Raw genomic sequence first — 25244 nt, 5'->3', positions numbered from 1 at the left:
GCTTGTCGGCATACTTAGCGAACTATTGGGTGCTGTACCGGCAGTATATTGACCTTTTTCAGTCACTTCGCTACAAAGACATCCCGCTCGCATTGATCAGTAATTTTTATCAATATATCAGTCCGGCGCTTCGGGAGAGCATGGAGCAGAACCCGGAGCTTTTCGGTCCGGCGGATCAGCATATTCCTGAAGCCGGTATTCAGCCTTATTATTATCAAAAAAGGCAAAACATTAAGAAAACAGATGAGAAACCGGTAAACGGAAAAGTCATTCTGCATTTCGATCATCTTCGGTTCACCGAGGGAAATTACCGGCAGTTTGATCCGGCAAAAACAGCGGTACTGGCCAGATGGAGTCTGCCTGACCATCATGGGCTGCCCGTTATCTGCAAATTGGAGCTGACGGGAATGGGGCAAAAAGGGAACCCCGTCCCTTATATTGAAAAAGCCCATTCCATTTTGAAAGAGCTTCACAGCCATCCCGCTTTCGGAAACAGAGAATTTCAGGAACGACTGTATAAAGACATCCCGTTATTTATTGAAGCGATTGACGCCGTTGATATTTTGTTTACGGCCGAGAAGATTTCCGCCGTTGTAGTCGGCACGACGGAGGATATTTACAGCCGTGTGCTGGCGCTGATGTCCGCGAAAAAAAACGCCGTCAGCATCTGTCTTCAGCACGGGGCGCTCATGGGAGATGAAGCGTTTCTGCCCGTATTTACGGACTATCAGGCTGTATTCGGGGCTTATGAAGCGGAGTGGTATAAAGCAAAAGGCTGCAGGGAGGAACAAATCATCATCACGGGGCATCCCCGTTTCGACGAGATTTTCTCAAGAGAGCCGATAGATCGGGACACGTTTTACCGCAAACTTTCTTTTCTCCCGTCACAGCGGACGGTGCTGATCGCCACGCAGCCGTTTTCTGATGAATTTTATACGGGAGTGCTTGAAGAGCTTGCCGGCCAAAAGAACATGCAGCTCATTATTAAACCGCATCCGTGGGAAATCGGCAAAAACAAGCTGGATGCTTACAATCAGGTGCTGCGGAAATATAAAGCAGGAAAAATCATCAAAAAAGAGATGGAGCTGTATGATATTCTCCCGTTTGTTGACGCTGCGGTGACACAGACATCAACAGTCGGTCTTGAAGCGATGCTGTTTCAAAAGCCCGTGCTGATCGGAAAATCAGCGGGAACCCGCCGATACCCTTATTATCATTCACTTGGAGAATTTGTTTTTGAGGACCCGCAGGCACTCGCTCAGGAATTAATCCGGATATGCGAAAGCCCCGCAGAATATCAAAAAGCGGAACAGGCGCGCCGTGCTTTTGTCGCCGCGAACTACCCGGTTCAGGATTCGCTTGCCGCTTTATGTCAAGTGCTTCAGGAAAAAACCGGAGTCAGCTTCAGACGGGTTGACCCTTCATAAAAAAGATAGGAGCGCAAAAAAAATGGTGCAAAAAAGATCAGCTTTTCTTCCCTATTCATTGCCCATGATCGGGAAGGACGAAATTCAGGAGGTTATTGATACACTTGAATCGGGCTGGCTTTCAAAGGGACCGAAAGTAGAGGCGTTTGAAAAAGCCTTTGCCGCCTGGACGGGGGCAAAGCATGCGATCGCGCTGAACTCATGTACCGCCGCTTTGTTTTTGGCCCTGAAAGCGAAAGGGATCGGTCCCGGCGACGAGGTCATCACGTCTGCCGTGACGTTCAGTTCAACAGCCAATACAATCGTGCACACAGGCGCCGTTCCGGTGTTTGCTGACATCGATCCGCTTACGCTGAATGCAGACCCTGAAAAAATTGAAGCGGCCGTCACCCCGCGGACAAAAGCGATTGTACCCGTTCATTTCGCCGGGCAGTCGTGTGATATGGATCAAATTCTGGCCATTGCCGAAAAGCATCAGTTATTTGTCTTAGAGGATGCCGCACATGCCGTGTATACCACTTATAAACAGAAAATGATCGGATCAATCGGTGATGCGACGGCATTCAGCTTCTACGCGACAAAAAACCTGGCAACCGGTGAAGGCGGCATGCTGACGACGGACGATGACGGGCTTGCCGATCAGATCAGGGTGCTCAGCCTTCACGGCATGAGCAAAGGCGCGTGGAACCGCTATTCTTCAAACGGAAGCTGGTACTACGAGGTCGAAACGCCCGGCTATAAAATGAATATGTTTGATCTTCAGGCAGCGCTTGGGCTTCATCAGCTGAAACGGATTGACAGCATGCAGCAAAGAAGGGCTGAAATTGCTAGCCGCTACCAGGACGCTTTCAGAGACATGAAAGGGCTCACCGTCCCATATGTCAGTGATGACGGGCGGCATGCATGGCATCTGTATGTTCTTCAAATAGAGGAGCAGGAGGCCGGGATCAGCCGGAACGATCTGATTTCCGCTTTGAAAGACCAATATAATATCGGCACAAGTGTTCATTTTATTCCGGTTCCGTTCCATCCGTATTATCAAAAAACGTACGGATATAAGGAAACTGATTTTCCGGCCGCGGCCGCGTATTATCACCGCACCGTATCACTCCCTCTTTATCCGTCAATGACAGATGATGACGTTGAATACGTCATTGCAGCCGTTACGGATATCGTCAAAGGGGCTGATTAGGTGTACAGACTGAGAGAAAATCTTGCACAGGACATGATTCATGCCTTCCTGCATCAGAAGGGCATTCAGCCGGAAGCCTATGAATCGTCGCTCTGTTTATTGGAAGAAAACAGCCTTCAAGGCGTGATTTTATATGAAAACTCTTCGTGGGAAAGTCAATTGTTCCGAAAAAATATCATCAATGTGAAGCTTGCAGCCGCAAACAGCACCGGACAGCTCAAAAGGCTGTTTCAGGAATTTTACGCGGCAAGGCGGGCGGACGGCACTGATTTTATATTTATTAAAATACCGGCTGAAGATATCGGCGCGATGCAGGTCGTGCAGTCGCTTCCGAACGCTTATTTTGTAGGGAGTCTTCTCAAGCTCGTCAGTCCGGTGCGTGTATATAACAGCACGCCGCCGTTTGAGATTACAGAAGCCGGACCCGGCGACACGGAAGCGATCAGCCGGCTGGCCCGCGACGCCTTTACAAAAAGCAGGTATTATCAGGACCCCCGTCTCAGCTATGAAAGTGCAAACCGCCTGTTTGAAGAGTGGGCGCGGAATAACGCGGAAGGAAGAGCTTCGTTACAATTCCTCGCCAAATATAAGGGAGAGACCGCGGGCTTTGTTCAGGGGCTGTCTAAAGGCGATGAATTCGTCCTTGATCTGATGGCGGTAAAGCCGGGATTTGAAGGAAAAGGAGCGGGATTCCATTTAGCGGCGCACGTGATTGAACAATCATTGCGCTTTCAGCATAAGACTGTATCAGCGGGAACGCAGCTCCACAATGTAAGAGCCATCCGCCTGTATGAAAGAATGGGATTTAAAGCGGATGCGTCCTTTTACTACTATCATGTGTGGCCCGGGAAGGAGGCGGACTGATGGCATCATGCAAAATCGGAACGAAGTCAATCGGCGAAGGTTCGCCCGTATTCATCATCGCCGAAGCCGGAATTAATCATGACGGAAAACTGAGCCAGGCGTTTGAATTGATAGATGCGGCCAGTGAGGCCGGCGCGGACGCGGTCAAGTTCCAAATGTTTCAGGCTGACAAAATGTATCAGAAAGACCCCGGCTTATACAAAACCGCTGCGGGAAAAAACGTCTCTATTTTTTCTTTGGTGCAATCAATGGAAATGCCCGCTGAGTGGATCGAACCGCTGCTTGAATATTGTAAGAAAAAAGGCGTGCTGTTTTTAAGCACGGTATGTGACGAAGGCTCTGCCGACTTACTGTATGCGACTTCCCCTTCAGCCTTTAAAATCGCCTCCTACGAGCTGAACCATCTGCCGTTATTGAAATATGTCGCGGGGCTGAAGACCCCGATTATCTTTTCCACCGCGGGCGCTGATATTTCAGATATTCAGGAGGCTTATCAAACCATTACCGGCGAGGGGAACAAAGAAATTGCGATCATGCATTGTGTGGCGAAATATCCCGCGCCGCCTGAATACAGCAATCTGAGCGTCATTCCCATGCTTGCCGCCGCATTCCCGGATGCAGTGATCGGTTTCTCCGATCACAGCGCCCATCCGTATGATGTGCCGTGCGCGGCTGTCAGGCTCGGAGCGAAACTGATTGAAAAGCATTTTACGATCGATAAAAACCTGCCCGGTGCTGATCACTCCTTCGCCCTCAATCCGGATGAATTAAAAGAAATGGTTGCGGCGATCCGCTCAGTTGAAGCGGAGCTGCGGCAGGGGCATCACGCTCCGGTGCCGGAAGTGCTGTCGGGAAGCTCCCATAAAACGACGACACCGATTGAAGGGGATATCAGAAGGTTTGCTTACAGAGGCATTTTTTCAACAGCGCCGATTCAAAAAGGCGAATGTTTTACGGCGGAAAACCTTGCCGTCCTTCGTCCCGGTCAAAAACCGCAGGGGCTTCACCCGAGATATTTTGAGCTTTTAACTGACGGCGCGCGCGCGGTCAGGGATATCCCCGCCGACACGGGCATCACTTGGGATGACCTTTTGACGAAAGGCAGCCCATATGATGACTGACATTTTGTTTATCATTCAGGCGCGGATGGGAAGCGGGCGTCTTCCCGGCAAAGTGCTGAAACCGATCGGCGGGTATACGATCCTCGATATGATTGTCAAAAGGGTTCGTCAAAGTGCGTTTTACGATCAATCACGGGATAATCTGATCGTCGCCGCGTCTGACAGCAAGACCGACGACATTCTGTCTGCGCACTGCCTCAGCAACCGCTACCGTGTCCACCGCGGCAGCGAACAGCGTGTGCTTGACCGGTTTGCACAAGTCATCGAACAAGTAAAACCGGACATCGCAGTCAGACTGACGGGGGATAACCCGTTTGTCGACCCTTCGCTGCTTGATTTTCTGATTCAATCGCATTTAGATCAGCACGCAGACTACACGTATATCTGCGGTACACCGCTCGGGATCGGCGGCGAGGCGGTGAACGCGCGCCTTTTAACGGAGATCAATGCGGACAAAACGCTGGCGGACAAATATCAGGAGCATGTCACCCTTTTGATAAGAGAATCCCCTGAGAGGTACCGGCTTCTCTTTCCTGAGCCCCCGCAGGAACTCCGGGCTCCTCACTTGCGGATGACCGTCGATACAGAAGAGGACTACAGGCTGGCCCGCGAGCTGTACGTAAAAGCGGGCTCGCGTCCTGATATTCCGGCAAAAGAATTGATCCATCTGCTGAATCGTGATCCGGAGCTCAGGGCTATTAATCAAATGATCCGGCAAAAAGAGGCTGATTAGCATGCGGGTTTTGATTTTCGCGGACGGGGGCCGTGACATCGGCATGGGGCACGCGGTTCGGATGAAGCTGCTTGCCGGTGCCATTAAGAACAACTGCTCAATAACGTTCTACACAAATAAAGAGGCTTCTTCTTATCTGTCATCTGATCAATGGGAAGTGATCATCAAGCCTGACAAGGGACAGAAGGAATTTATTGTCCGGGAAATAAACACGCGGGCTCCCGACCTTCTCATATTCGATCTGCTCGATATGCCGTGTGACTGGCTGGAGGAAATCAAAAAGCATTCATCGGCTCGTATCGTCTTATTTGAAGAAAAGAGGGAACATGTCATTCATTTATGCGATGCCGTTATAAACGGCATTTACGGCGGGCTGAAAAGCCGGACGGTTCAAATGGGCAGCGCCGCGGTATATGAAGGCCCGGATTATATGATTCTTCATCCGGGTTTTGAAAAAGCAAAGCAGCTCTATCAGCTGAGAAAAGAATGCCGAACCATATTGGTCTCTTTAGGAGGAAGCGACCCGAAGAAGCTTGTCTTTAAAGTGATGGAAGCATGCCGCCGCATCCCTGATATTCAGCGGAAACGAGTGATCATCGTCATGGGCGGCGCGGCGCCTCATGCTGATGACGTGCGCGCGCATCTCACACAAATGCCTTATGCCGAGATGGTAAGGCAGACAAATGACATGGCCGCGCTTCTCACGAGGACTGATATGGCCGTCGTGTCCGGCGGGATCACTTTATATGAGACCATTTGTACAGGTGTGCCCTGCATCGTTCTTTCTCAAGTGGAGCATCAAACTGAGACGGCGGAAAAATTCGCCGCACGGGAGGCCGCCGTTCATCTCGGCCTGGGAGAACACACCGCGGCGGGCGTTCTCGCTCGGCATATGTCTGAGCTGGCTGCTGATTATCCGAGACGGCTCGGGCTTCATCAGAACGGAAAGCCGCTGCTTGACGGCAGGGGCATCAAACGGGCGGCGGCGATTCTTTATGATTTGTGATAAAACCACACGTAAGGAAGTGTTCATGTGAAAGGTGTTATCTTAGCCGGAGGCACCGGCTCACGCCTTATGCCGCTGACAAAAGCGGTCAATAAGCATTTACTCCCTGTCGGTCCATATCCGATGATTTACTGGTCGATCATGAAGCTGGAAGAAGCGGGGATTACGGATATCTTGCTGATTACGCAAAAAGAATATATTCCGCAATTTCATAAACTTCTCGAAACCGGAGAAGAGCTCGGCGTCTCAATCACATATCAGGTTCAGCCAGCCGCATCCGGCATTTCCGACGGTTTATCATACGCAAAGCGGTTTACCGGGCGCGATCCGTTCGTTCTGCTTTTGGGAGATAATATTTTTGAAGATTCATTAAAACCTTATACGGAGCGTTTCGCAAAGCAGGGAAAAGGAGCGAAAGTGCTGCTGAAAGAAGTGGACGATCCGGAGCGCTTCGGCATCGCAGAGATTGATGAGGAAAACAAACGGATCAAGTCGGTCATTGAAAAGCCGGAGCAGCCGCCGACCAGACTATGCGTCACAGGGATCTACATGTACGATGCAGAAGTGTTTTCTTATATTGAACAAATTTCCCCTTCAAAACGCGGCGAACTGGAAATTACGGATGTCAATAATTTATACATTGAACACAGTGAGCTGACGTATGATGTGTTAACGGGCTGGTGGGTGGATGCGGGCACGCATGAATCGCTCTACCTCGCCGGAAGCCTGGCGCATCAGGCATTACAGAAAGGACAGGAGCATTAATCATGCCAAAATCATATTTAATTACAGGGGGCGCCGGATTTATCGGCCTTACCTTCACAAAGATGATGCTGAAAGAAACAGATGCGCAGATTACCGTCCTGGATAATCTCACGTATGCAAGCAGGCCGCTTGAAATAGAAGCCTTAAAAAAGAACGGCCGTTTCCGTTTTATCAAAGGTGACATTTCGGAAAAAGAGGACATTGACAAAGTCTTTTCCCAAATGTATGACGCTGTCATTCATTTTGCGGCTGAATCCCATGTGGACAGAAGCATAAATCAGGCAGAGCCGTTCATCACAACAAATGTGATGGGCACATACCGACTGGCCGACGCGGTGTTACAGGGAAAAGCCGGCAGGCTGATTCACATTTCCACAGATGAGGTGTACGGAGATTTGGCGCCGGATGATCCCGCTTTTACAGAGACGACGCCGCTTTCTCCGAACAATCCGTATTCCGCCAGCAAGGCAAGCTCAGACCTGCTTGTCATGTCTTATGTGAAAACCCATAAGCTTCCTGCCATCATTACGAGATGCAGCAACAATTACGGGCCGTACCAGCACCACGAGAAAATGATTCCGACCATTATCAGGCATGCCGTAAACGGTACGCCGGTTCCGCTGTACGGCGACGGGATGCAGATCAGAGACTGGCTGTTTGCCGAAGATCATTGCCGCGCCATTAAGCTCGTGCTGGAAAAAGGAACACTAGGCGAAATTTACAATATCGGCGGAGGAAATGAACGGACGAATAAAGAGCTTGCGTCATTTATCATGAAGGAGCTCGGTGTCGAGGAACGGTTTGCTCATGTCGAAGACAGAAAAGGGCATGACCGCCGTTACGCCATCAATGCTTCAAAGCTGAAAAATGAGCTGGGATGGCGGCAGGACGTCACATTTGAAGAAGGAATGAGAAGAACCATTCGCTGGTATACAGACAGCCAAGACTAATCGGAAAGAAGGGGATCCGATTGACGAAGGTATTAGTAACCGGAGCGGCCGGTCAGCTGGGGCGGGAGTTATGCCGCCAGCTGAAGCGGGAAGGGTATGAAGTGATCGCCTTGACAAAAGCGATGATGAACATATCCGACCAGCGTTCGGTGCGGCACTCGTTCAGCCATTACAAGCCGGATATCGTCGTCAATACGGCGGCATACACCTCCGTTGACAAATGTGAAACGGAGCTCGACAAAGCGTATTTAATAAACGGAATCGGCGCTTATTATGCTGCGCTTGAGGCTGAAAACACCGGCGCGAAATTCATTCACATCAGCACCGATTACGTCTTCAGCGGCAAAGGAACACGGCCATACGAGACCGATGATCCCGCAGATCCGGGCACGATTTACGGAAAAAGCAAAAAACTCGGCGAAGAACTGATCCGGTTAACGGGAAAAAACCACACCATTATCAGAACGTCGTGGGTGTACGGCAGCGGCGGGCACAACTTTGTCAATACGATGCTGAAACTTGCGGATACACATGATCAGGTTCGTGTCGTTAACGATCAAGTCGGAGCGCCGACGTATACAAAAGATTTAGCCGAAACGGTGATCGGTCTGTTTGACAGGCCGCCGGGCTTGTACCACGCCGCAAACAGCGGAGTGTGCAGCTGGTATGAATTTGCCAAGGCTATTTTTGAAGAAAGCGGCAGAACCGCCGCCGTGCTGCCCGTCACGACGGAGGAATACGGAAATGAGACGCCGCGCCCCGCTTACTCGGTGTTGAGCCTTGAGTCGATTGAACGGCAGGGGCTCGGCATGAGGCATTGGCGGGAAGCGCTGCAGGATTATTTACAAAGGGAGGGACAGTGCAAGTGATCGAAGGCGTAAAAATTAAAAAGCTGATCAAACACAGCGATGACCGGGGTTTTTTCTCAGAACTCGTCCGTGACGATGAACATCTCTTAGAGCGTTTCGGGCAGGCTTCCTGGTCCAAAAGCTATCCCGGCGTCATTAAAGCGTTTCACTATCATGAGAAACAGGATGACCTGTGGTTTTTCCCGACGGGCCACGCCCAGGTCGTGCTGCATGACCTTCGCGAAGAGTCGGCAACCAAGGGAGAAACGGATGTCTACTACATGGGAGAAGACAATCCGATGCTCCTTCTCATTCCCAAAGGCGTCGCACACGGGTACAGAGTGCTGGGCGAAACCCCGCTGACCATTATTTATTTCACGACAATGTCCTACAATCCGGATCAGCCTGACGAAAAAAGAATCCCGTGGAATGATGAGAGCATCGGATTTGACTGGCAGACGGCTCATCGGTAGCGCACAAGACGAAGACAGCGGATGTCTTCGTTTTTTGTGCTGGTTCATCTCGTGAAAAATAAATGATTGAATATTCCAAAAAATAATTTACTTCCATGGATAAAGGTGGTAGATTATTCTCAGGAAAAGAGAAACCCAATTCGCGAATGGAATCATCAGACACGCTTTTCCGGCAGAGGACGCTCTGAATCCTATATGATCTGGAGGAATTCATGATGTTAAAAAGAAAATCATTTTCTGCCTTTCTCATCAGTGCTGCGGTATTTTCAGCTGTGTTCTTGCCATCTTTTCATGCGAACGCCCAATCTGCCGTTATTGAAGCGAAAACCGTCAATAGTACGAAAGAATACGCGACGTCTGATATTGAAGTCACATACAAGCCGAATGCGCTGCTTGCCGTCGGCGCCGTTGAATTTCAATTTCCTGACGGGTTCAACGCCACTGTGAGGGACTCTGTAAACGGAAGAACACTGAAAGAAACGCAAATTCTCAACTGCGGAAAAACGGTCAGACTTCCGCTTACCCTTGACTTATTGGGCGCGTCTGAATACAATCTCGTCCTGGTGCGTAAAAACCTTCCGCGCGCGGGCACGTATACAATTAAAGGCGATTACGTAAACGGTTTGGGGGCCGGCAGTCTCTACGCCGAAACAAAGCTGGTTATTGACCCGCGTTAATCCGGGATGAAAGAGGCTGACAACAGCCTCTTTTTTTATGCGCAAAATCCTGGCATGAATCTTGCATATAAAAAGGGGTGTAACGACAATGTGAAAGGGATTGATGGGTTTTGGTGTAAAAGCGCTTACATTTCGTTCTGCCGGTAATTGAAGCTTACACGTAAAATACGATGAGGTGATAAAACATGTCAGCCAACCCGCTTTCTAAAAGCACTCAGAAAGATGAAGAAAAAGAAGTTCTTAATTTGTTCTTGTCCACACAATCGATCATAAAAGAAGCCCTGCGCAAACTGGGCTATCCTGACAATATGTATGAACTGATGAAAGAGCCGATGCGGCTTTTGACCGTACGCATCCCCGTCAAAATGGACAATGGCTCAGTACAGGTTTTCACGGGCTACCGCTCACAGCATAATGACGCAGTCGGCCCGACAAAAGGGGGCGTGCGGTTTCACCCGGAAGTCAGTGAAGAAGAGGTTAAGGCGCTTTCCATCTGGATGACTTTAAAATGCGGCATCACAAATCTTCCTTACGGGGGCGGAAAAGGCGGCATCATCTGTGATCCGCGGACGATGTCATTCGGAGAGCTGGAACGGCTGAGCCGCGGATATGTGCGCGCGATCAGCCAGATCGTCGGCCCGACAAAGGATATTCCGGCTCCCGACGTATATACCAACTCGCAGATTATGGCATGGATGATGGACGAATACAGCCGCCTGAGAGAATTTGATTCACCGGGATTCATTACGGGCAAACCGATTGTTCTCGGCGGTTCACAGGGGCGGGAGACGGCGACCGCGCAAGGTGTCACGATTTGTATTGAGGAAGCCGTTAAGAAAAAAGGGATTCCGTTGGAAAATGCGCGGATCATCATTCAGGGGTTCGGAAACGCGGGGAGCTTTCTCGCTAAATTTATGCATGACGCCGGCGCCAAGGTGATCGGCATCTCAGACGCCCACGGGGCTTTGTATGACCCTGACGGCCTTGACATTGATTACCTGCTGGATAAGCGGGACAGCTTCGGCACGGTGACGAATCTCTTCTCTGATGTCATAACGAACCGGGAGCTGCTGGAAAAGGACTGTGATATTCTCGTGCCTGCCGCAATCTCCAATCAGATAACGGCTGAAAACGCCCATCACATTAAAGCCTCAATCATTGTGGAGGCGGCGAACGGCCCGACAACGATAGACGCCACGAAAATCCTGAATGAAAGAGGCGTGCTTCTCGTGCCGGACATTTTGGCAAGTGCCGGCGGCGTGACGGTGTCTTATTTTGAATGGGTGCAAAATAATCAAGGCTTTTACTGGTCTGAGGAAGAAGTCGCCGGAAAACTGCGCAGCGTCATGGTGAATTCGTTTGAATCCATTTATCAGACAGCGCATACCCACAAAGTCGATATGCGTTTGGCCGCCTATATGACGGGCATCAGAAAGTCGGCTGAAGCGGCCCGGTTCCGCGGCTGGGTATAAGTGTTATCCGCAAAGAGATTTTGCATCAGTTATATAGCGGATCGCAAAATTTCTTTGCGTTTTCAGATTGCAGCTGACAGGTTCGGACAAGCTTCGTCCGCTTTCGGCAAAGATTTTCCTATTTTTATCACAAATTGCTATGCTGGTATGCTTCTTGCATCTTCATTAAGCGTGAGCACACATTACAAAATACGGGGAGGAATTCTAATGACAGTTTCATACGCACACGAACCATTTACAAATTTTCAGGAAGAGACAAATAAACAATCGTTTCAGGAAGCGCTGGCTTATGTGAATTCACAGCTCGGCAAGCATTATCCGCTTATCATCAACGGTGAAGCGATTGAAACGGATAAAAAGATCATTTCCGTCAATCCGGCAGATAAAAAAGAAGTGATCGGTTCTGTATCGGCAGCCGGAAAAGAACTTGCGGAAAAGGCCATGCAGGCTGCGCTGCAGGCATTTCAAACATGGAAAAAAGTACGGCCGGAACACCGCGCGAATGTGCTGTTTAAGGCGGCGGCGATCATCCGCAGAAGAAAGCACGAATTCTCCGCGTACCTGGTGAAAGAAGCGGGGAAACCGTGGAAGGAAGCGGATGCGGATACGGCGGAAGCGATCGACTTTTTAGAGTATTACGCCCGTCAGATGCTGAAGCTGAAAGACGGTTCTCCTGTAAAGAGCCGTGACGGAGAATATAATCAGTATCACTATGAGCCGCTTGGGGTGGGAATTGTCATTTCTCCATTCAACTTCCCGCTTGCGATTATGGCCGGAACGGCGGCAGCCGCCATCGTAACAGGCAACACGATACTGCTGAAACCGGCGGATGCGGCGCCTGTCGTGGCGGCGAAATTCGTAGAAGTGATGAAAGAAGCGGGCCTGCCGGACGGCGTGCTCCAATTCATACCGGGCGACGGAGGAGAAATCGGCGACTATCTCGTTGAGCATCCGAAGACGAGATTTGTGTCGTTTACAGGCTCCCGCGCGGTCGGATGCCGCATCTATGAACGCGCCGCAAAAGTACAGCCGGGCCAAAAGTGGCTGAAACGGGTCATTGCCGAAATGGGAGGGAAAGATACGGTGCTTGTAGACAGAGATGCTGATCTTGATCTTGCCGCTTCCTCAATCGTGTATTCCGCCTTCGGATTCTCAGGCCAAAAATGTTCAGCCGGTTCGCGCGCGGTCATTCATCAGGACGTCTATGATGAAGTTGTTGAAAAAGCCGTCGCTTTAACAAAATCACTCACCGTCGGAAGTCCGGAAGATTTTGATACATACATGGGGCCAGTCATCCACGAAGCATCTTATAATAAAGTCATGAGTTATATCGAAATCGGCAAAACAGAAGGAAAACTCCTGACGGGAGGCGAAGGTGATGATTCAAAAGGATACTTTATTCAGCCGACCATTTTTGCGGATGTTGATGAAAACGCCCGCCTGATGCAGGAGGAAATTTTCGGGCCGGTCGTCGCGATTTCAAAAGCCCGTGATTTCGACCATATGCTTGAGATTGCCAATAATACCGATTACGGACTGACGGGCGCTCTGTTATCGAAAACCCGCGCGCACATTGAACGCGCCCGCGAAGATTTTCACGTCGGAAATCTATACTTCAACCGCGGCTGTACGGGAGCGATTGTCGGATACCAGCCGTTCGGCGGCTTCAATATGTCAGGAACCGATTCGAAAGCCGGAGGACCTGACTATCTGATTCTTCATATGCAGGCAAAAACAACGTCTGAAGCCTATTAATCTTTCGGAAATAGCGCGATGAAAAAGAGAGTCGCGCTATTTTCTCTATATGAGGGTAAGGAGGATGGAATATGTATCAGCAGCTCAGCAAAATGCTTCCGGAGGAGAAAATAGAAGCCATTACGAAATCACTGGTGGCGTTAAACAGCATCAACGGCACATTGGGAGAAGGAAAAAAAGCCGACTATATCAAAGATATGATCAAGAGCTTTCCCTACTTTCAGGAGAATCCGTCACATGTGTGGGAGCAGGCGATTCCTGAGGACCCTTACGGCCGCAAAAATATTTTCGCATTTATTGAGGGAAACGGCGAAAGCCTGAATACGGTCATTTATCACTCTCATCTTGATACGGTCGGCATCGAGGATTTCGGCCCTTTAAAAGATATCGCTTTTGATTCCGACCGTCTCGCGGAATATTTCTCAAACTATGAATTTGATCGGGATGTGCAGCGGGACGCCCGCTCAGGCGAGTGGATGTTCGGAAGGGGTTCGGTTGATATGCAGAGCGGTATTGCCGTTCATCTCGCCAATCTGCTTCACTTTTCTGAACGGCGCGATCAGCTGCCGGGCCATATTCTGTTCATGGCAAACCCGGATGAAGAAAGCCAGCATTCCGGCATTTTAACCAGCATTTCTGAATTAAAACGGCTGAAACAAGAAAAGCAGCTTCGTTATTTAGCAGCAATTAATAACGATTTTATCACGCCGCTGTATGAGGGTGACACGACAAGGTACATATACACGGGTGCGGCAGGGAAGCTTTTGCCTTGCTTTGCGATTTACGGGCGGGAGGTGCATGTCGGAGATACGCTGTCCGGCATCGATCCGAATTTGATCGCGTCAGAAATCACCAGAAGAATTCACAACAATATTCATATGGCGGAAAACATTGAAGGGGAGCTTGTGCTTCCGCCTACCTGCCTCTACCAGCGTGACAATAAGGAAGCGTATAACGTGCAGACCGCCGTCAGCAGCTATGTCTATTTTAATTATTTTATTTACGAGAAAACCGCCAAAGAAGTCATGGATCAGCTGACCGCCGTGGCTGACGAAGCCTGCAAAGAGACAGAACAAAAATTATCTGATTATTACGACGAATACTGTGAGAGAACGAGCCTGCCGAAAAAAGAGATGTCATGGAACGTTCAAGTGTACAGTCTGGAAGATTACCTGAAAAGGCTGAGAAGCCGCGGGATAGACCCTGCACAGTGTATAGGGCAGGCATTTAAAACATATGAACATCTTGAACTGCGGATGAGATGTTTTAAAGCCGTCGAAGAACTGCAAAAACTCGATCCTGAGCAGGGAGCCAAGGTCATTATTTTCTATGCGCCGCCTTACCTTCCGCACAATTATCTGAAGGAAGAAAGCACACGGGACCGGCTTTTGCAGCATGTCATTCAAGAAGCGGTCGATAAAACAGCGGCATCAACCGGAGAAACATTCGTCTTTAAAAAGTTTTTCCCTTATTTAGCGGACGGAAGCTTTTTATCGCTGCATGAAACAGATGAGGAGGTCTCCGCCTTTACCGATAATTTTCCGGGCTGGGATGTCATCGGGACGATTCCTTTTAATGAAATCAGGGAATTGAATATTCCGTCGGTCAATATAGGGGTATACGGAAAGGACGGCCATAAATGGACGGAACGCGTGTACAAACCGTACACATTCCATGTGCTGCCGGAACTCATTCAGCAGACGACAATGCACCTTTTGCACAGCTGCCGATTAGACATACGCACAAATGGCTGACATAACGGAATAAGGGGGATGTATATGCAGGGAGATACCAATCAAAATGAATTGCAGCGCACGATGAAGGGCCGGCATTTGTTTATGATCGCCCTCGGCGGCGTGATCGGGACGGGGCTTTTTCTGGGCTCCGGTTTTACGATCAGTGAAGCGGGACCGATCGGCGCGATATTGGCTTATGTGATCGGCGGATTTTTAATGTACCTGGTGATGCTTTGTTTGGGGGAGCTCGCGGTTGCCATGCCGGTCGCAGGATCATTTCAGGCGTATGCCGCAAAGTTTCTCGGGCCGTCGACGGGATTTACGATCGGATGGATGTACGCATTCAGCTGGGCCAATACAGTGGGGCTTGAGCTGACGTCGGCGGGGATTTTAATGCAGCGATGGTTTCCGGCCGTTCCGATTTGGGTGTGGTGCCTGGTATTCGGCGTCGTCATTTTTTCCATTAACGCGCTGTCTGCGCGGAGTTTTGCGGAAATGGAATTTTGGTTTTCCAGCATTAAGGTCATGGCCATTGTATTGTTTATTATTCTCGGCTGCGCTGCGGTATTCGGCTTTGTCGGTTTTAACGGCGGGCAGACGGCTCCGTATCTGTCAAACTTTACGACGGACAAAGGGCTTTTTCCGAACGGCGCCCAAGCCGTGCTGTTTACCCTTGTTATGGTGAATTTTTCATTCCAGGGTACCGAACTGGTCGGAATCGCCTCGGGAGAAAGCGAAAATCCGGAAAAGACGCTTCCCCGCTCGATCCGAAACGTCATATGGCGGACGCTTTTTTTCTTCGTGCTGGCGATGTTTGTTCTCGTGTCCATTTTGCCGTATCAAACGGCAGGCGTCATCGAAAGCCCGTTTGTGGCTGTGCTGGATAAAATCGGCGTTCCTTATGCGGCTGATATCATGAACTTTGTCATTCTGACCGCCATGCTGTCGGTGGCGAATTCCGGGCTGTACGCTTCGTCCAGAATGATGTGGTCCCTGTCAAAAACTAAGATGGGCCCCGCTTCCTTAACGAAACTGACGAAAAAAGGCGTGCCTCTGAAAGCTCTTTTCATCACCATCGCCATCTCCGGTTTATCCCTGCTGACAAGTGTAGTCGCGGCTGAAACGGTGTATGTGTGGCTCATTTCCATCTCCGGTATGATTACCGTCGTCGCGTGGATGTCAATCTGCGCTTCACAATTCGTTTTCCGGAGACGCTTTCTCGCTGAAGGAGGAAATCTGAAGGACCTGGCATTTAAAACGCCTCTTTATCCGATCGTGCCGATTCTCGGATTTTCGGTTTACGGTCTTATCTTAATCAGTCTCATCTTTATCCCCGACCAGCGTATCGGTCTGTACTGCGGTGTCCCGCTGATGATCATCTGTTACGCGTATTATCACTTCGGTATCAAAAAACGCCTGAAGCGTGAGCCGGCTTCTTCGGAAAAAGGCGCTGCCGGATAAGAAAAAAAGCCCTTCGCTTAAAGCGGCGGGCTTTACTTTGTGTTTCGTTTGGCCGACAGAACATAGGATAGAACGGCACAGAACTGAAAACCGAAAATGCTGACGGCCATCGGCCAGGCATTTTCTTCTCCGGCAATACCGACAAGGGGAGCGGCAGCCGCACCGCCGATAAAGGGCAGGAGTCCGAGAAGAGCCGCAGCGCTTCCCGCGCCTTTCTCCTGTTTCTGCATAGCCAAAGAAAATCCCGTCGTCGTGACGATCCCGACAGAAGAAACAATGATGAATAAAGAAATGCAGACGGCCGCCAGGCCTAAACCAAACGCAAGTGATAAAAGCAAAGCGATGCTCCCGATGACGGCAATCATCAGACCGGAGACAAACAGCTTCCGTTCATCATGTGTTTTGGCCATCCGTCCGGTGATTTGGGTGGCGCATATGATCCCCGCACCGTTTACGGCGAACAGCAGGCTGAACATTTGCGCCGATACGCCGTAGATGTTTTGCAGTACAAACGGCGACCCGGCAATATATGCGAACATGCCGGTCATCACAAATGCCTGGCTGAGCGCAAATCCCATAAACATCCGGTCGCCAAGCAGGCCGCGAAACGTCATCAGCGTCTCCCGGAGTCCGCCGCTTGTCCGCTTTTCCGGAGGGAGTGATTCAGGCAACGCCGTAAGCACGGCGGCAGAAATGATACAGCCGATCACCGCCAGCACGATAAATACGATTTTCCAGCCGGCGAACTGTAGGATAAATCCCCCTGTAATCGGCGCTAAAATCGGCGCCGCCCCATTGACGAGCATCAGTAATGAGAAAAAAGCCGTCAATTCTTTTCCGGAATACATATCGCGTGCGGAAGCCCGTGCGATGACGATTCCGGCCGCCCCGGTGAATCCTTGAATAAACCTCATGACAATTAAAAACGAAACAGAAGGGCTGAAGGCGCATAATAAAGAAGACAGCGTATAAAGCAGCAATGACAGAATCAGCGGCTTCCGGCGCCCGATCATATCACTGAGCGGCCCGACAACGATCTGCCCGACCGCCAGCCCCATAAGACAAAACGTCAGGCTCAGCTGCGCAAGTGACGCTGTCGTATGAAGATCGGCCGCCACCTCAGGCAAAGCGGGCAGATACATATCGAGCGAAAGCGGCCCGAATGAAGCGAGCGTCCCGAGAATCAGTACCATGCCGAGGCCTGCGCGGGCGGCCTTTGAATCAGCGTTATTCATTTCATGACCCCCACCTTAACAAATGATTCTATCACTATAGCATAACCAGACGTCGTATTTTATATCATTTATTGAATATAAACTAAATATTTTATTTAAAATCTGAATGTAAATAAAAAATCAAAATTAGTTTTCATGTGAAATGTAAAATGAAATATAAGGATGCTAAACTATAAAACAACAAAAGGTAGAAAAGTTTTACGGAAGAGGTGTTCAAAGAGCATGAACAGCAAACAAACCGATCACATCGAAACGAAACGCCGATTTCCGGTCTGTCTCGCGCTTGCTTTGACATTAGGCGTATTTGCCGCGGGTTCTGAAGAGCTGGTGATTTCTCCGCTGCTTCCGGATTTAGCGCGGGCTTTCAGCTCGGATGTCAGTGTGCTGGCGCTTTCCATCAGTATTTACGGAGTGATGATTTTTATCGGGGCGCCGCTTCTCGTTCCGCTGGGAGATAAATATTCCCGGGAACTCAGTCTGCTGGCGGGACTGCTTATATTTACGGCCGGCACGGTGATCTGCGCGCTGGCGCACAATCTCTTTTTCTTCTTTCTGGGCAGGGCGCTTTCCGGGCTTGCGGCGGGTGCGTTTGTGCCGACAGCATATGCGGTGGTCGGCGACCGTGTGCCTTATGCGTACCGCGGCAAGGTTATGGGTCTGATCGTGTCAAGCTGGTCGCTCGCTTTGATTTTCGGCGTTCCGATCGGCTCTTTTATCGGCGGCGTTTTGAATTGGCGGTGGACGTTTTGGATTTTCGCCCTCATGTCTGTCCTCGTTGCTTCGCTCATTTTCATTGAGGCGCGCCGCAGCACGGCGGATGGGAATAAAACAGAAGAGGAAAACGGACGGCAGGCAGGCACTTTACGGGATGCGCTGAAGGTGCCCCGTGTCCCTGTATACCTCACGATCACTTTTTGCAACATGATCGGTTTTTACGGCATGTATTCCTTTCTCGGTACATATCTTCACCGCGTGCTGCCGGGTGGGAATACAGCTTCAGGGCTGCTGATCATGGTGTACGGAATCGGTTTTTCCATGAGCGTGTTCACCGGAAAAATCGCAGATAAGGCGGGGAAAATGCGCTCTTTGATCGCGGCATTGGCCGTGATCAGCATATGGCTCTCCTGTCTCGCCTATGCGCCGTCATCAATGCCGTTTTTGGTCATCGGGTTATTCGTCTGGGGATTGATGCAAAGCCTGACGGTGACCTTGCTCAGCACTATTTTAAGTGATTGCTCACAGAGCCGCCGGGGCAAAATCATGGCATTTTACAGTCTGGCGTCCAATTTGGCCGTCACCTTGGGTTCTGCTGTCATGGGTCCGGTCTATGTCGGATACGGATATGCAGCTGTCGGATTTATCTGTGCGGCCGTCACCCTCATCGGCTTTGTCCTCAGCGTTTTCGCATACAGAAGGTATGGAAAATATGAGCATAAGACCGACCAATCATTGTATCGGTAAAATAAAGTTTCTATAATTTTATAAATGTAAATTTTTAACACCTTATATCATAAGGTGTTTTCTAATATATAGGAATAATTATCAATATTTTCAAATAATATTGACAGCTTGAACGTCTATGGATAATATTTACTTAAAATTTAACAGATTGGTTGGTGCTCATGATTATATTGGATAATAGCATTCAAACAAAAAGCAAGGCTTATTCAATATCTAAACTGATTACGATCAACACGCTCGGTCCTGAAGGGACAAGCAGTGAGTACGCAGCAAAAAACTTCATCACCAATTTCACCCTTCTCCAAGGGGTGAACAGCAAATTATCATTGCATGATACATTTGAATCGTGCATTGAAAAAACGCTTCAAAGTCCGCTGGAATACACAATTGTGCCTCACGCGTATGACGGCATTAAGCACTTCTACATGAGACCGGATCTGCAGCTTCTGCAAATTTTCAGGTGCGACACCCCGATGTACGGCCTGGCTGTCCGGCCCGGTTTTGAATATACGGATGACATGCTTGATAAGACTGTCATCGTATCCCACCCGTCTCCTATCAATTTGATTAAGTATTTTACCCGTAAAGATGTCACGTTTGATCTGGTGAACTCAACGAGCGCAGCCGCGAAAAGAGTGAAGGACGGTTTGTCCGACATCGCGCTGACAAATGAGCTGGCCAGACAAAAGTACGGCCTTCACTTTGTCAAAACATTTAAAAGCATTCCCATGAGCTGGTCATTATTCGGAAAAGGAGAGATTCATGATGAAAACTGAACAAGATTTGCAGGAACTTTATTTCCCGACGCCTAAATTAATAGAATGGGATAACGGAGTAAGACAATATTCGTCCGTCAGAGGCGATACGGAAGTTCTGCTTTCTTACGTTCCGCCGCATACAAACGTGGAACCGCATCAGCATAAGGAAGTCCAAATCGGCCTTGTCGTTTCCGGCGAGCTGTCCATGACTGTCGGAGATGTCACAAGAAAGATGACAGCGCTGGAATCAGCCTATATCGCGCCTCCTAACGTGCCTCACGGCGCAAGAAATGAGACGGATCAAGAAGTGATCGCCATTGATATTAAACGCCTGAAAGCCGGTGAAACCTATACAAGCCCTGAGGATTATTTTTTGAATATTTTTAAAACGAGAGACTTATTGCCTGGGATGGAAGTCACGTTCTTCGTGGAAGACTGGGTGGAAATCATGCTTGCCAACATTCCGGGCAACGGAGGAGAAATGCCGTTCCATAAACACCGCAATGAACAGATCGGCATCTGCATCGGCGGCGGCTATGATATGACCATTGAAGGCTGCAAAGTGGATATGACATTCGGCACAGCTTATTTCTGCGATCCGAGAGAAGATCACGGCGCCATCAACAGATTTGAAAAAGATTCAAAATCAGTCAATATCTTTTTCCCTCCGCGCTATAACAGAGCAAAAGCGAAAAAATTAGAGGCGAAAGAGTCATGAACCTGACGGATAAAACCGTCCTCATCACAGGGGGCGCATCAGGCATCGGTTATGCCGCGGTTCAGGCGTTTCTGAATCAAGAGGCGAATGTGGTCGTCGCGGATATTGATGAGGCGCAGGGAGAAGCGATGATCCGGAAAGAAAACAATGACAGGCTGCATTTTGTGCAGACGGATATTACAGATGAACCGGCCTGTCAAAATGCCATCCGGTCAGCGGTTGACAAGTTCGGCGGATTGGATGTGTTAATCAATAACGCCGGCATCGAAATTGTCGCCCCGATTCATGAGATGGAGCTGAGCGATTGGGACAAAGTGCTCAACGTCAATCTGACGGGCATGTTTCTTATGAGCAAGCACGCGCTCAAGTATATGCTCAAAAGCGGCAAGGGCAATATCATTAACACGTGCTCCGTCGGAGGAGTCGTCGCATGGCCCGACATTCCCGCGTATAACGCCTCTAAAGGCGGCGTATTGCAGCTGACGCGTTCGATGGCCGTCGATTACGCCAAACACAACATCCGCGTCAATTGCGTGTGCCCGGGAATCATTGACACACCTTTGAATGAAAAGTCGTTCCTTGAAAACAACGAAGGCACGCTTGAGGAAATCAAAAAAGAAAAAGCGAAAGTCAATCCGCTGCTGAGACTCGGCAAGCCTGAAGAAATAGCGAACGTCATGCTGTTTCTCGCTTCGGATTTATCAAGCTATATGACCGGAAGCGCGATCACCGCAGACGGTGGATACACCGCACAATAGAGAAGGAGTGTTTACATATGGAGAGAAAAACAGTATTGGTTATCGCTGACCTTGGGGGATGCCCGCCGCATATGTTTTACAAAAGCGCAGCCGAAAAATACAACCTCGTCAGCTTTATTCCGAGACCTTTTGCAATTACAGCCTCTCATGCGGCATTAATTGAAAAATACTCGATTGCGGTCATTAAAGATAAAGACTATTTTAAGAGTCTGGCTGATTTTGAGCATCCCGATTCGATTTACTGGGCTCATGAAGATCATGACAAACCTGAGGAAGAAGTCGTCGAAGAAATCGTCAAGGTGGCTGACATGTTCGCGGTTGACGCCATTACGACCAACAATGAACTGTTTATCGCTCCGATGGCAAAAGCGTGTGAACGTCTCGGCCTGCGGGGAGCGGGCGTACAGGCCGCTGAAAATGCCAGAGATAAAAACAAAATGAGAGCCGCCTTCAACCGGGCCGGCGTCAAGTCTATCAAAAATAAACGGGTGACGACGCTGGAAGATTTCCGCGCCGCGCTTCAGGAAATCGGAACGCCGCTTATTCTGAAGCCTACATATCTGGCGAGCTCCATCGGCGTGACGCTCATCAAAGAGAGGGAAACGGCAGAAGCAGAATTTAACAGAGTCAATGAATACCTGAAGTCGATTAACGTACCGAAAGCGGTCACGTTTGAAGCGCCTTTTATCGCGGAAGAATTTTTGCAGGGCGAGTATGACGACTGGTATGAAACAAGCGGTTATTCCGACTATATCAGCATAGAAGGCATCATGGCCGACGGGGAATACTTCCCTGTGGCGATTCATGATAAAACACCGCAAATCGGATTCACGGAGACATCCCATATTACGCCGTCCATCCTGGATGATGACGCAAAGCGGAAAATCGTCGAAGCTGCCAAAAAGGCGAATGAAGGACTCGGCCTCGAAAACTGCGCGACACATACAGAAATTAAATTAATGAAAAACCGGGAAGCCGGACTGATTGAATCAGCGGCACGATTTGCGGGCTGGAACATGATTCCGAATATTAAAAAGGTCTTCGGCGTCGACATGGCGCAGCTGTTATTGGATGTTCTCTGTTTCGGAAAAGAAGCCGATCTGCCGAAAGGATTATTGGAGCAGGAGCCATGTTATGTCGCCGACTGCCACTTGTATCCTCAGCATTTCAAAGAGAACGGCCAGCTGCCTGAGACAGCTGTCGATTTCGTCATTGAAAGCATTGACATTCCCGACGGCGTCTTAAAGGGAGACACCGAACTCGTTTCTTTCTCGGCTGCCGAGGCGGGTACATCCGTGGATCTGCGGCTGTTCGAAGCGTTCAACAGCATTGCGGCGTTTGAGCTGAAAGGAAGCAATTCGGGTGACGTGGCCGAATCAATCAAACAAATTCAGCAGCAGGCGAAGCTGACTGCAAAGTATGCGTTACCGGTATGAAACAGCTGAAACCGAACTCGAAGTATTTGCTTTTCGGGCAGGCGCTTTCGTTTATGGGAGACTATTGCGTTCTCCCGGCCCTGCTCATTTTGTCTACATACTATCATGACTACTGGGTGACGTCCGGCGTTATCGCGGTCCGCAGTATTCCGATGGTGTTTCAGCCGTTTTTAGGCGTGCTCGTGGACAGGCTCGACAGGGTGAAAATCATGCTGTGGACGGATGTGATCAGAGGTGTCATCTTTTTGGGGCTGACATTTCTCCCGAAAGGCGAATATCCGCTGCTTTTTCTGGCGTTGCTGTTTGTCTCGTACGGAAGCGGCGTGTTTTTTAACCCGGCACGTCTAGCGGTCATGTCGTCTTTAGAAGCGGATATTAAAAATATCAACACTTTGTTTGCAAAAGCCACGACGATTTCGATTATTGTCGGCGCTGCAGCCGGCGGACTTTTTCTGTTAGGCGGTTCTGTGGAGCTTGCCGTCGCGTTTAACGGGGTGACCTATCTTGTCTCCGCGTTTTTCATCAGCCGCATTAAGCTTCAATACGTGCCGATTCAGTCAGAAAACGTAAGGGAAGCTTTTCAGTCGTTTAAAGAAGGCCTGAAGGAAATCAAAACAAATGCTTTTGTGTTAAACGCCATGTTCACGATGATTACGATGGCGCTTTTGTGGGGTGTCGTCTACAGCTATTTCCCGATTGTCAGCCGCTTTTTAGGCGACGGGGAAATCGGCAATTTCATCCTGACGTTCTGTATCGGCTTCGGCGGCTTTATCGGCGCCGCTCTTGTCAGCAAATGGGGCTTTAACAACAATAAAGGGCTGATGTATTTTACAGTGTTATCGATCGTCTCGCTTGCGCTGTTTTTGTTTACCCCGATTTTCGCCGTGTCAGTCATTGCCGCCATTCTTTTCTTTATCGCAATGGAATACGGTGAAGTGCTGGCAAAGGTCAAAGTTCAGGAGAACGCGGCGAACCAGATTCAGGGCCGGATCTTTTCGGTGGCGGAGGCGTCCATCGGATTGTGCATCGCCGCCGGTTCCATGCTGATCAACATTGTAGACGCGGCAGTCATCATGGCGTTTATCGTCCTTTTGATCAGCGGGCTGTTTCTGCATACAAAACTGGTCAATAAATCCTTTTCAGAACGGAATAACGAATCAGAGCAAATCCATTTATAAGGAGCCTTTCAGATGGAAATCATACCGTCCGATGTCATCAAGACACTTCCGAAACAGGAATTTTCGCTCGTTTTTCAAAAGGTAAAAGAGATGGAGAAAACGGGAGCCCAGATTATTAATCTCGGCCAGGGGAATCCCGATCTCCCCACTCCGCCGCATATCGTTGAAACATTGAGGGAAGCTGCGCTGAATCCTTCGTATCACGGATACGGCCCGTTCAGAGGCTATCCGTTTCTGAAAGAAGCCATCGCGGAATTTTATGAGAGAGAGTACGGGGTATCGGTCAATCCGGAGACAGAAGTCGCGCTGTTCGGCGGAGGGAAGGCTGGTTTGTACGTTTTGACGCAATGCCTGCTGAACCCCGGCGATATCGCCTTAGTCCCGAACCCCGGCTACCCTGAGTATTTATCGGGAATCACAATGGCCAGAGCGGAGCTGCATGAGATGCCGCTTCATCCGGAAAACGGCTATCTGCCGGATTTTGAGCGGATTGATCCCGCCGTCCTGAAAAAAGCCAAGCTGATGTTTTTGAATTACCCGAATAACCCGACGGGCGCGACTGCGGATCAGGCGTTTTATGAAAAAGCGGCTGCGTTTGCAAAAAAACATGACATCCATCTTATTCACGATTTTGCATACGGCGCGTTCGAATTTGATCAGAACCCGGCCAGCTTTCTTCAGGCGAAAGAAGCGAAAACGGTCGGCGCGGAGCTTTATTCATTTTCGAAAACCTTCAATATGGCAGGCTGGAGAATGGCATTTGCCGTGGGGAATGAGAAAATCATTCAGGCGGTCAATGAGTTTCAGGATCACGTCTTCGTCGGCATGTTCGGCGGCCTTCAGCAGGCGGCAGCGGCGGCGCTGTCAGGAAATCCTGAGCATACGGAGCGTCTGAAGCGCACATATAAAGAACGGATTGATTTTTTCACGGCGTTATGTGAAAAGGAATTAGGCTGGAGCATTGAAAAACCGAAAGGGACTTTTTATGTCTGGGCTGAAATTCCGAATGAATTCGAGTCTTCACACCAGTTTTCAGACTATCTGCTGGAGCATGCCCATGTTGTCGTGACGCCCGGCGAGATTTTCGGCAGCGGCGGAAAGCGTTATGTCAGAATATCAATGGTGGCAAAACAGGGCGATTTAAGGGAATTCGTGCTGCGGATTCAAAAGCTAGATTTGTCCTTTCCTTCATTACAAGAAACATCCCGCTGAGAGCGGGA

23 protein-coding genes are annotated in these 25244 nt (G+C 49.6%); 22 read left to right on the top strand and 1 reads right to left on the bottom strand.

What is annotated here, in order from left to right; all coding sequences use genetic code 11:
- Positions 1-2: 2 nt before the first annotated feature.
- The 15 genes from AC2CGA_RS10150 (at position 3) to AC2CGA_RS10080 (ending at position 16480) form a co-directional block, all read left to right on the top strand.
- A complete protein-coding gene (locus tag AC2CGA_RS10150) occupies positions 3-1427 on the top strand; it encodes a capsular polysaccharide export protein, LipB/KpsS family (RefSeq protein WP_484480184.1) in 1425 nt (474 codons plus the stop codon).
- 22 nt (positions 1428-1449) lie between these two features.
- Entirely contained in the window at positions 1450-2619 is a 1170-nt protein-coding gene (locus AC2CGA_RS10145; RefSeq protein WP_003150976.1) for a DegT/DnrJ/EryC1/StrS family aminotransferase, read from the top strand.
- Positions 2620-3483: a GNAT family N-acetyltransferase gene (locus tag AC2CGA_RS10140; protein WP_283002458.1), complete on the top strand. Its 864-nt coding sequence runs from the start codon at positions 2620-2622 to the stop codon at positions 3481-3483.
- Positions 3483-4604 (top strand): N-acetylneuraminate synthase family protein, encoded by a 1122-nt coding sequence (locus AC2CGA_RS10135; RefSeq protein ID WP_024085936.1) that lies wholly within the window; start codon positions 3483-3485, stop codon positions 4602-4604. The genes AC2CGA_RS10140 and AC2CGA_RS10135 overlap by 1 nt, the downstream gene beginning before the upstream one ends.
- Positions 4597-5337: a cytidylyltransferase domain-containing protein gene (locus tag AC2CGA_RS10130; RefSeq protein ID WP_015387540.1), complete on the top strand. Its 741-nt coding sequence runs from the start codon at positions 4597-4599 to the stop codon at positions 5335-5337. The genes AC2CGA_RS10135 and AC2CGA_RS10130 overlap by 8 nt, the downstream gene beginning before the upstream one ends.
- A 1-nt stretch (position 5338) precedes the next feature.
- A complete protein-coding gene (locus tag AC2CGA_RS10125) occupies positions 5339-6343 on the top strand; it encodes a PseG/SpsG family protein (protein ID WP_024085935.1) in 1005 nt (334 codons plus the stop codon).
- Between the two features lie 27 nt (positions 6344-6370).
- Entirely contained in the window at positions 6371-7108 is a 738-nt protein-coding gene (locus AC2CGA_RS10120; protein WP_015387542.1) for a sugar phosphate nucleotidyltransferase, read from the top strand.
- A gap of 2 nt (positions 7109-7110) precedes the next feature.
- Positions 7111-8058: a dTDP-glucose 4,6-dehydratase gene (gene rfbB, locus AC2CGA_RS10115; protein WP_014306044.1), complete on the top strand. Its 948-nt coding sequence runs from the start codon at positions 7111-7113 to the stop codon at positions 8056-8058.
- Positions 8059-8078: 20 nt separating this feature from the next.
- Positions 8079-8927 carry a dTDP-4-dehydrorhamnose reductase gene (gene rfbD / locus AC2CGA_RS10110; RefSeq protein WP_069449083.1) on the top strand — a complete coding sequence of 283 codons (849 nt, stop codon included), beginning with the start codon at positions 8079-8081 and terminating at the stop codon, positions 8925-8927.
- A complete protein-coding gene (locus AC2CGA_RS10105) occupies positions 8924-9379 on the top strand; it encodes a dTDP-4-dehydrorhamnose 3,5-epimerase family protein (protein ID WP_015387544.1) in 456 nt (151 codons plus the stop codon). The genes rfbD and AC2CGA_RS10105 overlap by 4 nt, the downstream gene beginning before the upstream one ends.
- Positions 9380-9594: 215 nt before the next feature.
- Positions 9595-10056 (top strand): biofilm surface layer hydrophobin BslB, encoded by a 462-nt coding sequence (bslB, locus tag AC2CGA_RS10100; RefSeq protein WP_024085933.1) that lies wholly within the window; start codon positions 9595-9597, stop codon positions 10054-10056.
- A gap of 185 nt (positions 10057-10241) precedes the next feature.
- Positions 10242-11528 carry a Glu/Leu/Phe/Val family dehydrogenase gene (locus AC2CGA_RS10095; protein ID WP_015387545.1) on the top strand — a complete coding sequence of 429 codons (1287 nt, stop codon included), beginning with the start codon at positions 10242-10244 and terminating at the stop codon, positions 11526-11528.
- Between the two features lie 207 nt (positions 11529-11735).
- Entirely contained in the window at positions 11736-13283 is a 1548-nt protein-coding gene (gene pruA / locus AC2CGA_RS10090; RefSeq protein ID WP_003150992.1) for an L-glutamate gamma-semialdehyde dehydrogenase, read from the top strand.
- A 71-nt stretch (positions 13284-13354) separates the two neighbouring features.
- Positions 13355-15037, top strand: coding sequence for a M20 family metallopeptidase (locus AC2CGA_RS10085; protein ID WP_255764075.1), 1683 nt, complete (start codon positions 13355-13357; stop codon positions 15035-15037).
- 24 nt (positions 15038-15061) lie between these two features.
- Entirely contained in the window at positions 15062-16480 is a 1419-nt protein-coding gene (locus tag AC2CGA_RS10080) for an amino acid permease (RefSeq protein ID WP_014306038.1), read from the top strand.
- A gap of 32 nt (positions 16481-16512) precedes the next feature.
- Here AC2CGA_RS10080 and AC2CGA_RS10075 read toward each other — a convergent pair whose 3' ends face one another.
- Positions 16513-17715, bottom strand: coding sequence for a multidrug effflux MFS transporter (locus AC2CGA_RS10075; RefSeq protein ID WP_069473630.1), 1203 nt, complete (start codon positions 17713-17715; stop codon positions 16513-16515).
- Between the two features lie 222 nt (positions 17716-17937).
- Here AC2CGA_RS10075 and AC2CGA_RS10070 point away from each other — a divergent pair, with 222 nt between their 5' ends.
- The 7 genes from AC2CGA_RS10070 (at position 17938) to bacF (ending at position 25236) form a co-directional block, all read left to right on the top strand.
- Positions 17938-19176, top strand: a complete 1239-nt coding sequence (locus AC2CGA_RS10070) for an MFS transporter (protein WP_044052810.1) — start codon at positions 17938-17940, stop codon at positions 19174-19176.
- A 161-nt stretch (positions 19177-19337) separates the two neighbouring features.
- Complete coding sequence (locus AC2CGA_RS10065; protein WP_003150997.1) at positions 19338-19952, top strand: bacilysin biosynthesis protein BacA; 615 nt, start codon at positions 19338-19340, stop codon at positions 19950-19952.
- Positions 19942-20652, top strand: a complete 711-nt coding sequence (bacB, locus tag AC2CGA_RS10060; protein WP_003151000.1) for a 3-((4R)-4-hydroxycyclohexa-1,5-dien-1-yl)-2-oxopropanoate isomerase — start codon at positions 19942-19944, stop codon at positions 20650-20652. Before AC2CGA_RS10065 ends, bacB begins: the two co-directional genes overlap by 11 nt.
- A complete protein-coding gene (gene bacC, locus AC2CGA_RS10055) occupies positions 20649-21410 on the top strand; it encodes a dihydroanticapsin 7-dehydrogenase (RefSeq protein WP_003151003.1) in 762 nt (253 codons plus the stop codon). Before bacB ends, bacC begins: the two co-directional genes overlap by 4 nt.
- A gap of 17 nt (positions 21411-21427) precedes the next feature.
- The gene (gene bacD / locus AC2CGA_RS10050) at positions 21428-22846 is read left to right on the top strand and encodes an alanine--anticapsin ligase (protein ID WP_014306034.1); all 1419 of its coding nucleotides are present in this window, start codon (positions 21428-21430) and stop codon (positions 22844-22846) included.
- Entirely contained in the window at positions 22843-24024 is a 1182-nt protein-coding gene (gene bacE / locus AC2CGA_RS10045) for a bacilysin exporter BacE (RefSeq protein WP_107994190.1), read from the top strand. Before bacD ends, bacE begins: the two co-directional genes overlap by 4 nt.
- 12 nt (positions 24025-24036) lie before the next feature.
- Positions 24037-25236, top strand: a complete 1200-nt coding sequence (gene bacF / locus AC2CGA_RS10040) for a transaminase BacF (RefSeq protein WP_208557954.1) — start codon at positions 24037-24039, stop codon at positions 25234-25236.
- Positions 25237-25244 lie beyond the last annotated feature (8 nt).

The sequence above is a fragment of the Bacillus sp. SYZHCR11 genome (genome assembly GCF_057196865.1).
The sequence above is the reverse complement of the archived record's forward strand: the minus strand, read 5'-3'. Positions and strand labels throughout refer to the sequence as shown.

What these genes read in the sequence shown, in the direction of transcription:
- bacE (WP_107994190.1), top strand. Translation starts at nt 22,843, where the DNA reads ATGAAACAGCTGAAACCGAACTCGAAGTATTTGCTTTTCGGGCAGGCG.
- bacB (WP_003151000.1), top strand. Translation starts at nt 19,942, where the DNA reads ATGAAAACTGAACAAGATTTGCAGGAACTTTATTTCCCGACGCCTAAA.
- AC2CGA_RS10085 (WP_255764075.1), top strand. Translation starts at nt 13,355, where the DNA reads ATGTATCAGCAGCTCAGCAAAATGCTTCCGGAGGAGAAAATAGAAGCC.
- AC2CGA_RS10065 (WP_003150997.1), top strand. Translation starts at nt 19,338, where the DNA reads ATGATTATATTGGATAATAGCATTCAAACAAAAAGCAAGGCTTATTCA.
- AC2CGA_RS10135 (WP_024085936.1), top strand. Translation starts at nt 3,483, where the DNA reads ATGGCATCATGCAAAATCGGAACGAAGTCAATCGGCGAAGGTTCGCCC.
- bslB (WP_024085933.1), top strand. Translation starts at nt 9,595, where the DNA reads ATGTTAAAAAGAAAATCATTTTCTGCCTTTCTCATCAGTGCTGCGGTA.
- AC2CGA_RS10145 (WP_003150976.1), top strand. Translation starts at nt 1,450, where the DNA reads ATGGTGCAAAAAAGATCAGCTTTTCTTCCCTATTCATTGCCCATGATC.
- AC2CGA_RS10080 (WP_014306038.1), top strand. Translation starts at nt 15,062, where the DNA reads ATGCAGGGAGATACCAATCAAAATGAATTGCAGCGCACGATGAAGGGC.
- AC2CGA_RS10125 (WP_024085935.1), top strand. Translation starts at nt 5,339, where the DNA reads ATGCGGGTTTTGATTTTCGCGGACGGGGGCCGTGACATCGGCATGGGG.
- AC2CGA_RS10095 (WP_015387545.1), top strand. Translation starts at nt 10,242, where the DNA reads ATGTCAGCCAACCCGCTTTCTAAAAGCACTCAGAAAGATGAAGAAAAA.
- AC2CGA_RS10130 (WP_015387540.1), top strand. Translation starts at nt 4,597, where the DNA reads ATGACTGACATTTTGTTTATCATTCAGGCGCGGATGGGAAGCGGGCGT.
- bacC (WP_003151003.1), top strand. Translation starts at nt 20,649, where the DNA reads ATGAACCTGACGGATAAAACCGTCCTCATCACAGGGGGCGCATCAGGC.
- rfbB (WP_014306044.1), top strand. Translation starts at nt 7,111, where the DNA reads ATGCCAAAATCATATTTAATTACAGGGGGCGCCGGATTTATCGGCCTT.
- bacF (WP_208557954.1), top strand. Translation starts at nt 24,037, where the DNA reads ATGGAAATCATACCGTCCGATGTCATCAAGACACTTCCGAAACAGGAA.
- AC2CGA_RS10075 (WP_069473630.1), bottom strand. Translation starts at nt 17,715, where the DNA reads ATGAATAACGCTGATTCAAAGGCCGCCCGCGCAGGCCTCGGCATGGTA.
- AC2CGA_RS10070 (WP_044052810.1), top strand. Translation starts at nt 17,938, where the DNA reads ATGAACAGCAAACAAACCGATCACATCGAAACGAAACGCCGATTTCCG.
- pruA (WP_003150992.1), top strand. Translation starts at nt 11,736, where the DNA reads ATGACAGTTTCATACGCACACGAACCATTTACAAATTTTCAGGAAGAG.
- bacD (WP_014306034.1), top strand. Translation starts at nt 21,428, where the DNA reads ATGGAGAGAAAAACAGTATTGGTTATCGCTGACCTTGGGGGATGCCCG.